Below are 10738 nucleotides of genomic sequence, written 5' to 3'. Positions count from 1 at the left end.
TGGAACTGGCCGTTGACGAGTTCGCCCGGGGGGATGAAGGCGAACTGGTCGGGGCTGACGTGCGGGCTGTGCGCATCCTTCTCGAACGCGTAGTTCGCGAGGATCGCGGTCTCCGCCGCCTTCTGCACCTCGGGATCGATCAGCGCCTCGACCAGGGCGTCGGGGTCGTCGATGCCGCCGGCCTTCTCCGCGGCGGCCTTGAACAGCAGGGCCGAGTCGTAGTTGTAGGCGAGGATGAGCGACGACTTGATGTCACCGGCGGCGAGCATGCGCTCGACGGCCTCGTTGACCTTGGTGTCGTCCGGGTTGTACTGGGTGCTGGAGTACACCTGCATGGTGAGGTTCTTCACCTGGTCGGTACCGAGCACGCCGTCGGGGGCGGGCGTGGCGATCAGGCCGGTCGCCGCCACCGAGGAGTTGCCCATGACGGGCACGTCCCAGCCGAGCTTCTCGAGGCTCTGCAGCACGTAGCCGAGCGGGGCGCCGTAGGCGTCGAGCACGAGCACGTCCGGGTCGCCCTGCTGGAGCGCCGACAGCTGCGGGGTCATGTCGAGGGCGGCGTTGTCGAAGCCCTCGTTGCCGGTGACGGTGAAGCCGGCATCGGCGAACGTGGTTTCGCCGAGCTGACCGAACAGCTCGCCGTAGGCGCTGGAGCCGTGCAGGATCGCCACGTTCTCGTAGCCGCGGTCGTCCATCTCGGCGACGAAGGAGCCCAGGTAGTCGGGGACGGAGGCGCTGAGGTCGAAGCTGTAGGGGTTGACCGAGGGGTCGCCGGAGCCGGTGGTCGGGCCGATGTTGAACGACACGATCTGGTTCTGCGTGAGGATCGGCAGCATGGCCTCGGTGATGGTGGAGGGGCCGGAGTTCATGACGAGCGCGGGCTTGCCCTCGGTGGCGATGTACTCGCGCAGCTTGGTGACGGCGACGGTCGGGTCGGCGTTGTCCTCCAGGTGGGTGATCTCCACCTCGCGGTCGAGGATGCCGCCCATGTCGTTGACGGCGTCGACCGAGGCGAGCGCGGCCGTGACGGCCGTGGTCGCGTTGTCGGCCAGGATGCCCTCGGCGCCCATGCCGCCGAGCACCACGATCTTGATCGGGTCGCCCCCGGCGTCACCGCCACCGCTGTCGCCGGCGTCCGCGTCGCCGCCGGAGCAGCCGGCGAGCGCCATGGATGACACCACGATCCCTGCGGCGACTGCCGCGAGCCTCTTGAATCGCATATCCGAACCTCTCTCATCGTTGAGTTAGAGCGACCAAACGCTTGCTTAGTAAATCACACTCGACCGACCCGGACAATGCCCAACCGGTCAATTGCTTGGTTGATGCCGGAAGTCCTGTTAGATTCCGGCGCATGGACACTCCGCAGACCTTCGACACCCGCCCTCCCTCCGCGCTTCCCGGCGTCGCCGTGGTCACCGGCGGCACCGGCGGCATCGGCTCGGCGATCGCCACACGACTGGCCGCGAGCGGTGTGCGGGTGGTCATCACGCACCGCTCGGCCCCCTCCCCCGAGCTGCTCGAGACCCTGGGCGACGACGCCGAGGCGCACCCGCTCGACGTGCGCGACGAGGCCGCGGCCACCGCCCTCGCCGATGACCTCCGGGCGCGGCACGGCGCGGTGCACACGGTCGTGCACGCCGCCGGTCCGCACGTGCCGATGGTGCACCTGTCGAAGGTGCCGGTGGAGCAGTTCGCCCGCCAGGTCGACGACGACCTCGTCGGGTTCTTCGCGATCGCGAAGGCCTTCCTCCCCGCGCTCCGCGAGGCGTCCGGGTCGCTCACGGTCGTCACCAGTGCCGGCACCCGCCGCTACCCCGTCCGCGACGGGCTGTCGGTCGCACCCAAGGGTGGAGTCGAGGCGCTGGCGCGCGGGCTGGCCGCCGAGGAGGGCCGCTTCGGCGTGCGGGTCAACGCGGTGGGCCCCGGCATGCTGTGGGACGGCATGTCCGCGCGGCTCATGGCCTCCGGCGACCTCGACGAGCGCGCGCTCGACGTCGCCATGCGGAATATCCCGCTGCGGCGCTTCGGCACGGCGGACGACATCGCGGCCGCGGTCGCCTTCCTGGCCTCGCCGGCCGCGGGGTTCATCACCGGACAGAAGCTCGACGTCGACGGCGGGTTCGGCCTGTAGGCCCCGACGACACCGGCTCATCGGCGCATCGCCTCCGTCATCGCATGCCGCGCAGGCGTTCCAGGAGCCAGTCGATGCGCGCCGCCTCGTCGCGGTTGAAGCACTCGGCCCACTCCAGTGCGATGCCGGAGAAGCGCCAGGCCTCTTCGCGCCTGGCACCCTCGGCGTGCGCGGCCGCGGCGTCCGCGGTGCGCAGCGCCTCGTCGCGGTAGGCCGCCAGCGCCGCACGCAGCCGGTCGAGATCGCCGTTGTGCGCGGCCCACAGCCGCAGGATCTGCGGGTGCTTGAGCACCACGGGCTCGGGGGGCACGTCGTCGGTCCAGCGCTGCAGGCAGTCGCGGCCGAGCGGGGTGATCGCGTACAGCCGCCTGCTCTTCGCGGCATGCGTCTGCTCGACCCGGGAGACCGCGAGGCCGAGCCCTTCCAGTCGCCGCAGCTCGGTGTAGATCTGGCTCTGGGACGGCGCCCAGTAGAAGAACGCGAGGCTCTGATCCGCCCACTGCTTCACGTCGTAGCCGGACAGCTCCGTGCCGAAGGACAGGATGCCGAGCACGGCCCAGCTCGTGGCGGGCAGCTCCGGCAGGTCGGGGGTGTTCTCGTGGTCGCTCACTTGACCTCCTCGTCGTTGAGTGAGATATTCCTGATCGTACTATGACTGTTAGTCATACCGAAGCCGATCGAAGGAGATCAGGTGGACGAGACGACCCGCATGCTGGAGCTGCTCAACGAGAGCTTCCCTGCCATCCACACCCTCAGCCCGCTCGACGGACGCGCCGCGGTCGACGCGCGCATCCGCCCCGCCGGCAACCTCGACGACGCCATGACGGAGGACACCGCGGTCGATCGGGGCACGCACACCGTGCCGCTCCGCATCTACCGCCCCGCGTCCCTCCGGTCCGACGCCCCGGTCACCGTGTACGCGCACGGCGGTGGGTTCCTGCACGGGTCGATCGCGGGGCACGACGGCTTCTGCCGAAGCTGGGCTCGGGGCACGGGCACGGTCGTCGTCTCGGTCGAGTACCGCCTCGCGCCCGAGTTCGGCCCCGGCGCCGCGCGGGACGACGTCGTCGCGGCGGTCGACGCCGCGGCATCGCTCGGACTCGCCGCACACGGAGTGATCCTCGCGGGCGACAGCTCCGGCGGCAACGTCGCGGCTGGTGCGGCCATCGCCCTGCGCGACCGCGGAGACAGTCCGGCGGTCGGGCAGGTCCTGCTGTACCCGTTCCTCGATCCCGCCATGGCGAGCGAGAGCCACCGCACCCGTGCGCACGGCTACTTCGTCACCGCCGAGCTGCTCGGCCACTACTGGCGGGTGTTCCTCGGCGACGAGCCCGAACGGTTCGACGCCGACGTGACGCCCCTCGCCGTCGACGACCTCACCGGCCTGCCGCCCGCCGTCGTCGTCACGGCAGGCCTCGATCCGCTGTCCGACGAGGGCGCCCTCTACGCGGAGCGGCTGCGCGCCGCCGGCGTTCCCGTCGTGCGCCGCCACCACCCCGACCAGTTCCACGGCTTCCTGACGATCCCCGGCTACGGCCCTGCCGCTTCCGCAGCCGCCCTCCTCTGGAGCGACGTGCACACCCTCACCCCCTCCCTCGCGAAGGAGCCCGCATGACCACCCACCACGACCTCATCGTCGTCGGCGCCGGACTCGCCGGCATGTACACGACCATCCACGGCGTCCGCGCCGGGCTCGACATCCTCGGCCTGGAGGCGGGCGAGGATGTGGGGGGCACCTGGTACTGGAACCGCTACCCGGGCGCACGGTGCGACGTGGAGAGCATCGACTACTCGTTCTCCTTCGACGAGGACCTGCAGCGCGAATGGCGGTGGACCGAGCGCTATGCCACGCAGCCCGAGATCCTCCGCTACCTGAACCACGTGGCCGACCGGTTCGACGTCCGCCGCCACTTCCGCTTCGGCCAGCGCCTCGCCGCCGCCTCCTGGGACGAGCACGCGCAGCACTGGGAGATCCGCACAGAGTCGGGCCTCACGGCGACCGCGCGCTGGCTGGTCATGGCCACGGGCGGCCTGTCCACGCCGCAGCTGCCCGACCTCCCCGGCCGGGACGACTTCTCCGGCACCGTCCTGCAGACGTCCGCGTGGCCGGAGGAGCCGGTGGACCTCCGCGGGAAGCGCGTCGCCGTGATCGGCACCGGCTCCTCCGGCGTGCAGGCCATCCCGCTGCTCGCCGCCCAGGCCGCGGAGCTCACGGTGTATCAGCGCAGCGCGAACTACAGCGTGCCCGCGTTCAACCGCCCGATCGACGACGCCGAGTGGGAGCGGCAGCAGCAGGACCTGGCGCACCGCCGCGAGCTGTCCTGGAACGGCGCGGCGGGATCCCCCTGGACGAGCCACCCGGTGCCGTTCGCGGAGACCGACGAGGCGGAGCGGCAGGCCGTGTTCGAGGAGAGCTGGACGCGCGGTGGCGTGCTGTTCGCGAAGGCGTTCCAGGGGCTGACCGTGGACCCGGTGATCAACGACGCCGCCCGCGTGTTCTTCGAGGCGAAGCTCGCGGAGCGCGTGCACGACCCCCGCGTGCGGGAGACGCTCACCCCGCGGGACCATCCGGTCGGCACGAAGCGCATCTGCACCGACTCCGGCTACTACGAGACGTTCAACGCGCCGCACGTGGCGCTCGTCGATCTGCGCGAGGAGCCGCTCGCCGAGGTCACCCCGACCGGCATCCGCACGAGCGCACGGCACCGCGAGCACGACGTGATCGTGTACGCCACCGGGTTCGACGCCATGACCGGGGCGCTGACCGCGATCGACATCCGCGGCCGCGACGGGCGGTCGCTGCGCGAGGAGTGGCGGGGCTTCCCGTCGACCTACCTCGGCGTCGGCCTGCCCGGCTTCCCGAACCTGCTGGTGCTGAACGGCCCAGGCAGCCCGAGCGTGCTGTCGAACATGGCCCTGACCTCGGAGCAGCAGGGCGACTTCGCGCTGCGCATGGTGGCGCACTGCCGCGAGCAGGGGTTCACGTCGATCGAGCCGAGGGCCGATGCGGCAGCGGCGTGGACGGCGCATTCCCTGGAGCTCGCCGACCGCACCCTGTTCGGCTCGGCGCCCTCGTGGTACACGGGCGCGAACATCGCCGGGAAGGCCCGCGGGTTCCTGCCCTACATCGGCGGCTTCAAGGCGTACATCGACCGCTGCGAGGAGGTCGCGGCAGCGGACTTCCGGGGGTTCGTGCTGTCGTCACGGTGAGCTCGGATGCGGGGCTGGCCTTCGCGGGACGGCCCCGCTAGAGTCAAACAAGCAAATGCTTGGGCAAAGGAGCGCGGGATGGGTGCCATCGACCTCGGATTCACCACGGGAGACGCGGTGCTCATCACCGGCGCCGGAAGCGGCATCGGTCGCGCGACCGCACTCCGCGCCGCCGAGCTCGGGCTCTCCCTGAGCCTCTGGGACCTGAACCCGGAAGGACTGGAGGAGACGGCGGCCGCCGTGCGCTCCACCGCCCCGGCCGTGCACACCTGGGTCGCCGACGTGTCGGACGACGACGCGGTGGCCGCGGGCTTCACCGCCGCGACCGCCGCGCTCGGACGCCTGCGGTACCTGCACAACAACGCCGGGCCCGCCTCCGCGTCGACGCTGCCGTTCGACCGCGCGCTGGAGATCTGCGTCGGCAGCGTGCGGCGCATGACCGACGCCTGGGCGGCCACGGGGCCGGGCGAGGGCGCCGCGATGGTCGCGACCACCTCGGTCGCGGGCAACCTCGTCGGCACCGACAGCGCCTGGTACTCGGCCGCCAAGGCCGCGATCATGGGCTACGTCCGCCATCTCGCCGCCCACCGCGCCGCCGAGTTCCGCTCGAACGGCGTGGCGCCGGGCATGACCGACACCCCGCGCCTCGCGGGCTTCGCGAGCAGCGAGACCGGACAGCGCGTGCTCACCCGCATCCCCCTGAAGCGCATGGCCGCCCCCGACGACATCGCCTGGGCCACCCTGTTCCTGCTCTCCCCCCTGGCCGGCTACGTCAACGGCGTCTTCCTCCCGGTCGACGGCGGCTGGACGGTGACGCAGTGACGGCGGACGCCGAGCGGCCGATCCTGCACTCGCACACCACACGCCTGAGCTATGCCGACACCGACCCCGCGGGCATCCTCTACTACGCCGCCTGGTTCCCGAAGATGGAGGCGCTGCAGTCCGAGTTCCTCTTCCTGCAGGGCCTGCGGCAGGACACCCTGATCGAGCGCTTCGGCTGGTGGACGGTGTCCCGGGCGACCACCTGCGAGTACCTGGCGGCCGCCCGACTGTTCGACGAGGTGCGCATCGACCTGCGCATGGGCCGCATCGGCGCCTCCTCTTTCCGCTTCGCGTTCCGCATGACCCGCCTCGACGACGACGCCCTGGTCGCGCGCGCCGAGAACACCGTCGTGACCGTGTCACCGACGCAGGAGCCGGTGCGGATCCCCGCCGATCTGCGTGCCCACCTCGAGCGCTGGGCGGGAGCGGTGGCATGAGCACCGGCCTGCAGGCGATCGGCGACCGCCAGGAGATCGCGATGCTGCTCGCCCGCATCGCGCATCTCGCCGACGCCGGAGACCCCGAGGCGTACGTACGCTGCTTCACATCGGACGCGGTGTGGGACCTCACGGATGCCACGGACCTGCCGATGGACGTGCAGACCATCGCGGGGCGGGAGGCGCTGCTCGCCGGAGTGCACGAGCGGCGGGCGGCGGGCATCCAGGGCCCCGGCACGCACACGCGGCACGACGTGTCGAGCATCGCGGTCGAGGTCGACGGCGACACCGCCACGTCGCGCTCCTACTTCCGCTACTACCGGGGCACCGACGGCGTGCCGACCCTGGCGGCCATGGGCGTGTACGCCGACACGTTCGTGCGAGACGCCGACGGGTGGCGACTCCGGCACCGCGTGATCAGTCGAGGCTGAGGCGCCGCGGCTGATCCGTCGCGCGTCAGGCGTCGCGCGTGAGCCACTGCTGCGCGCGGCCGCTCCGCACGAGCTCTCGGTGCATCTCGGTCTGGCGCAGCGCCGAGTGCAGCCAGAAGCCGTCGAGGCCGTGCCACCCCGCGGTCCAGGTCAGCCGTCGCGCGTACTCCCAGACGGTGGCGTCGCCGAGCTCCTCGACGAGCGCGGCGACCTCGGCCGTGCGGCGCAGGTGGTGGGCGGCGATGCGCTCCCGCCGCGCGCGCAGCCCGGTGAAGCGGAACTCGTGACCCGGGAGCACGGTGTACTCGTCGAACGGCGCGAGGCGCTCCAGCGACGACAGCAGGTCCCCGAGCGGCTCATCCCCCGGCTGCACGCCGATGCCCACGCCCGAGTAGATGCGCGGCAGCACGTGGTCGCCGGTGAACAGCAGTCGCGCCGCCCGGTCGGCCAGGCACACGTGGCCGCCCGTGTGACCGGGGGTGGCCACGACCTCCAGCCGCCGCGCGCCGAGTTCGAGCACATCGCCGTCCGCCACGAGCACGTCGGGTTGCACGTCGCCGGTCAGCGACGGACGGGTGAAGGACGCCAGGAGCTCGGCTCGCCGGTCGTGCGGCACGCCCCACTGCTCGACGGTGGCCCGGTAGGCCTCGGGATCGGTCGCGGCGGGGTCGACCACGGCCGCCAGCGCGCGGCGCTCGTCGGCCGACATCACGATGCGCGCTCCGGAGTGCGCGCGCAGCCGGGCGGCGAGGCCGAGGTGGTCGGGGTGGTGGTGCGTGACGACGACGGTCGCGACCTCGTCGAGCGTGCGACCGGCGGCAGCGAGCGCCTCCGCGATGCGTGTGAGGTTCGCGGTGCCGTCCCATCCGGGGTCGATCAGGTGCACGCCGTCGTCGTCGAGCACGGCGTAGGCGAGGGTTCCGGGGAGGGTGCCCTCGGGGATCGCGACCGGGATGCACCAGAGCCCGTCGCCGAGGTCGCTCGGTGGCGGCAGCTCTCCGGCATCCCAGGCCCGCCGTTCGCCTTCGTCGACCGGGACGACCTCGTCCGTTCGGCTGCTCATGACCTCACCCTAGCAATCGCTTGTTCATTTGACGAGATCCCGCTAGCCTGACGCCAGGGACAGCGCGCCCGCGAGCGGAAACGGTGACAGTGAGGTCGGAACGAGAGCGCCACGAGCGCGCAGTGGTGGCGCTGCTCGCCGCGTGCGGGATGCTGACGTCCCTGCAGTTCACCCTCATCGTCCCCATCCTGCCGCTCATGCCGGCCCTGCTGCACACCACCGCAGCCGATGCGTCCTGGCTCATCACGGTCACGCTCCTGTCCGGCGTCGTCGGGACGCCCGTCGTGACACGTCTCGCGGATCTGCACGGACGCCGTCTGATGCTCCTCGTGTCGATGGGCCTCCTGGTGGCCGGGTCGGTCATCGCCGCCGTGGTCCCCGGGTTCGCCGCCGTGCTCGTGGGCCGCGCACTCCAGGGCTTCGGCACCGCGGTCGTGCCGATCGGCATCGGCCTGCTGAGCGCGCTGGTCTCCCGCCGTCGCGCCGTCCTCGGCATCGCTCTGATGAGCGGCACGCTCGGCATGGGCTCCGCGCTCGGGCTCGTGCTCGCAGGGCCGCTGCTGTCGTGGGGTGGGCTTCCCGCCGTGTTCTGGTGCTCCGCGATCGCCGGGGCGGTGTTCTGCATCCTGATCCGGCTGCGCATCGCGGAGGCCCCGACCGGGGCGCCGCGCGCCTTCGACATCCTCGGCGCCGTACTGCTCGCGGTGGGTCTGACCGCCCTCCTGCTGGCGGTGAGCCGCGGACAGTACTGGGGATGGCTCAGCGCACCGACGCTGGGGCTGGCCGCCCTGGCGATGATCGGGCTGATCACCTGGCTGCTGTGGGAGCGCCGGCACCCGGCGCCGCTGATCGATGTGCGGTCCTCGCTGCGCGCCCCGATTCTGCCGATCAACGTGGCCTCGTTCTTCGCCACCGCCGGCATGTACGCCAACCACCTGCTCACGACGCAGGAGGCGCTCGCCCCGACCGCGACCGGATACGGCCTCGCCGTGCCGACGGCCGCCGCCGGCCTCTTCCTGCTGCCGTCCGCACTCACCATGATCCTGCTGGCACCGCTCGCCGCCCGCGTCATCACGCGTTTCGGCGGGCAGCGCGCTCTGCTGCTGGGGTCCGCCCTGATGGCGGTCGCCTTCGTGGTGCGGATGCTGTTCCACGGCGGCGCCGTTCCCGTCCTCGCAGGATCGGCGCTCGTCGGCGCAGGGGTGGCGTTCGCGTTCGCAGCGATGCCGTCGCTCATCACCGCCTCGGTGCCCGCCGACGAGGTCGCGACCGCCAACGGCGTGAACTCGGTGATCCGCACGCTGTCCGGAGCGGTCGCCGCCGCCCTGTTCGCCTTCGCGATCACCGCCCTGCCCGCGTCCGCCGACCCCGCCTTCCTGTCCGAGCAGGCGCTCCTGCTCTGCTTCGGCGGCGCCGCCCTGTGCGGCGTCGTCACGGCCGTCCTGGCCGCCGTCCTCCGCCTGCCCCGCTCCCAGGAGTCCGCATGAGCCTCTTCTCACCCCTGACCCTGCGCGGCGTCACGCTCCCCAACCGCGTCGGCGTCTCCCCGATGTGCATGTACGCCTCCCGCGACGGACACGTCACCGACTTCCATGTCGCCCATCTGGGTCGCTTCGCGCTGGGCGGCGCCGGACTGGTGATCGCCGAGGCCACCGCCGTGCACCCGCGCGGCCGCATCTCGCCGTTCGACGCGGGGCTGTGGAGCGACGCCCACGTGCCGGCGTGGCAGCGCGTCGCTGCGGTCGTGTCCGCCGCGGGCGCCGTGCCGGGAGTGCAGCTCGGTCATGCGGGACGGCGGGCGGCCGTGCGCGAGCCCTGGCGCGCCGGTGCGCCGCTCGACGCCGACGACGCCGCGGCGGGCCACGCCCCCTGGCCGCTGGATGCGCCGAGCGCCGTGGCGGCGGGCCCAGGGCACGCGCTGCCCGCCGCGCTCTCGGTCGACGACATCGCCCGGTCGGTGCAGGACTGGCACGACGCGGCCGTCCGGGCGGTGGCTGCCGGGTTCCGCTTCGTCGAGCTGCACGGCGCGCACGGCTACCTGCTGCACTCGTTCCTCTCGCCCGTGTCGAACCGTCGGACGGACGGCTACGGCGGGACCGCCGCGAACCGGCTGCGGTACCCGCGCGAGGTGGTCGCCGCCGTGCGCGCAGCGCTCGGACCGCAGATCCCGCTGTCGTTCCGGATCTCGGCGGTCGACGGAGCGGAGGGCGGCCTCGGCATCGACGACACCGTGGAGATCGCGCGCGTGCTGGCAGCTGAGGGCGTGGACCTGATCGACACGTCCTCCGGGGGCATCACCACGGACCGCTCGTCCGACACCCGGGTGCGCCGCGGTTTCGCGTTCCACGCCGACTTCTCCCGTCGCATCCGTCAGGAGGCGGGGGTGCCGACGGCGACCGTGGGGCTGATCCTCGACCCCGAGCAGGCCGACCGGCTGCTCGCGCACGGCGACGCCGACCTCGTGCTGCTCGGCCGCCAGGCGCTGGACGACCCGAACTGGCCGCACCACGCCAGGGTGGCCCTGGGCGATGACAGCCATGACTCCTGGGACGTGCGGTTCGGCAGCGCCCTCGGCCCGCGCGCGCGGACTCTCGCCCGCCTGGCCGCGGAGGGTGAGACCCCACTCACCCGCTTCGGCGGCTGA

Annotated in this window: 11 protein-coding genes; 8 read left to right on the top strand and 3 right to left on the bottom strand. The window is 72.4% G+C overall.

The window, feature by feature from the left end:
- The coding region (locus M3C17_RS02680) for an ABC transporter substrate-binding protein (protein WP_259976109.1) at positions 1-1220 on the bottom strand (1220 nt) is incomplete at its 3' end.
- 131 nt (positions 1221-1351) lie between these two features.
- Here M3C17_RS02680 and M3C17_RS02675 point away from each other — a divergent pair.
- Complete coding sequence (locus M3C17_RS02675) at positions 1352-2131, top strand: SDR family NAD(P)-dependent oxidoreductase (RefSeq protein ID WP_259976108.1); 780 nt, start codon at positions 1352-1354, stop codon at positions 2129-2131.
- Positions 2132-2168: 37 nt separating this feature from the next.
- Here the strand turns inward: M3C17_RS02675 and M3C17_RS02670 are convergent, their stop codons facing one another.
- Positions 2169-2741, bottom strand: a complete 573-nt coding sequence (locus M3C17_RS02670; RefSeq protein ID WP_259976107.1) for a PadR family transcriptional regulator — start codon at positions 2739-2741, stop codon at positions 2169-2171.
- A gap of 81 nt (positions 2742-2822) precedes the next feature.
- Here M3C17_RS02670 and M3C17_RS02665 point away from each other — a divergent pair, with 81 nt between their 5' ends.
- From M3C17_RS02665 to M3C17_RS02645, 5 genes are all read left to right on the top strand, one after another.
- Positions 2823-3746, top strand: a complete 924-nt coding sequence (locus M3C17_RS02665; protein WP_259976106.1) for an alpha/beta hydrolase — start codon at positions 2823-2825, stop codon at positions 3744-3746.
- Positions 3743-5341 carry an NAD(P)/FAD-dependent oxidoreductase gene (locus M3C17_RS02660; RefSeq protein ID WP_259976105.1) on the top strand — a complete coding sequence of 533 codons (1599 nt, stop codon included), beginning with the start codon at positions 3743-3745 and terminating at the stop codon, positions 5339-5341. Before M3C17_RS02665 ends, M3C17_RS02660 begins: the two co-directional genes overlap by 4 nt.
- Before the next feature lie 78 nt (positions 5342-5419).
- Positions 5420-6163: an SDR family NAD(P)-dependent oxidoreductase gene (locus tag M3C17_RS02655; RefSeq protein WP_259976104.1), complete on the top strand. Its 744-nt coding sequence runs from the start codon at positions 5420-5422 to the stop codon at positions 6161-6163.
- Positions 6160-6600, top strand: a complete 441-nt coding sequence (locus tag M3C17_RS02650; RefSeq protein ID WP_259976103.1) for a thioesterase family protein — start codon at positions 6160-6162, stop codon at positions 6598-6600. The genes M3C17_RS02655 and M3C17_RS02650 overlap by 4 nt, the downstream gene beginning before the upstream one ends.
- A complete protein-coding gene (locus M3C17_RS02645) occupies positions 6597-7031 on the top strand; it encodes a nuclear transport factor 2 family protein (protein ID WP_259976102.1) in 435 nt (144 codons plus the stop codon). Before M3C17_RS02650 ends, M3C17_RS02645 begins: the two co-directional genes overlap by 4 nt.
- A 25-nt stretch (positions 7032-7056) precedes the next feature.
- On the opposite strand, the gene M3C17_RS02640 is transcribed toward M3C17_RS02645, so the two are convergent.
- Positions 7057-8094, bottom strand: a complete 1038-nt coding sequence (locus M3C17_RS02640) for an MBL fold metallo-hydrolase (RefSeq protein WP_259976101.1) — start codon at positions 8092-8094, stop codon at positions 7057-7059.
- An 89-nt stretch (positions 8095-8183) separates the two neighbouring features.
- On the opposite strand from M3C17_RS02640, the gene M3C17_RS02635 reads away from it, so the two are divergent.
- The gene (locus M3C17_RS02635) at positions 8184-9581 is read left to right on the top strand and encodes an MFS transporter (protein WP_259976100.1); all 1398 of its coding nucleotides are present in this window, start codon (positions 8184-8186) and stop codon (positions 9579-9581) included.
- On the top strand, positions 9578-10738 hold the full coding sequence (locus M3C17_RS02630) for an NADH:flavin oxidoreductase/NADH oxidase (RefSeq protein ID WP_259976099.1): 1161 nt from the start codon (positions 9578-9580) through the stop codon (positions 10736-10738). The genes M3C17_RS02635 and M3C17_RS02630 overlap by 4 nt, the downstream gene beginning before the upstream one ends.

It is taken from the genome of Microbacterium sp. p3-SID336 (assembly GCF_025143365.1).
Taxonomy (GTDB): domain Bacteria; phylum Actinomycetota; class Actinomycetes; order Actinomycetales; family Microbacteriaceae; genus Microbacterium.
The sequence above is the reverse complement of the archived record's forward strand: the minus strand, read 5'-3'. Positions and strand labels throughout refer to the sequence as shown.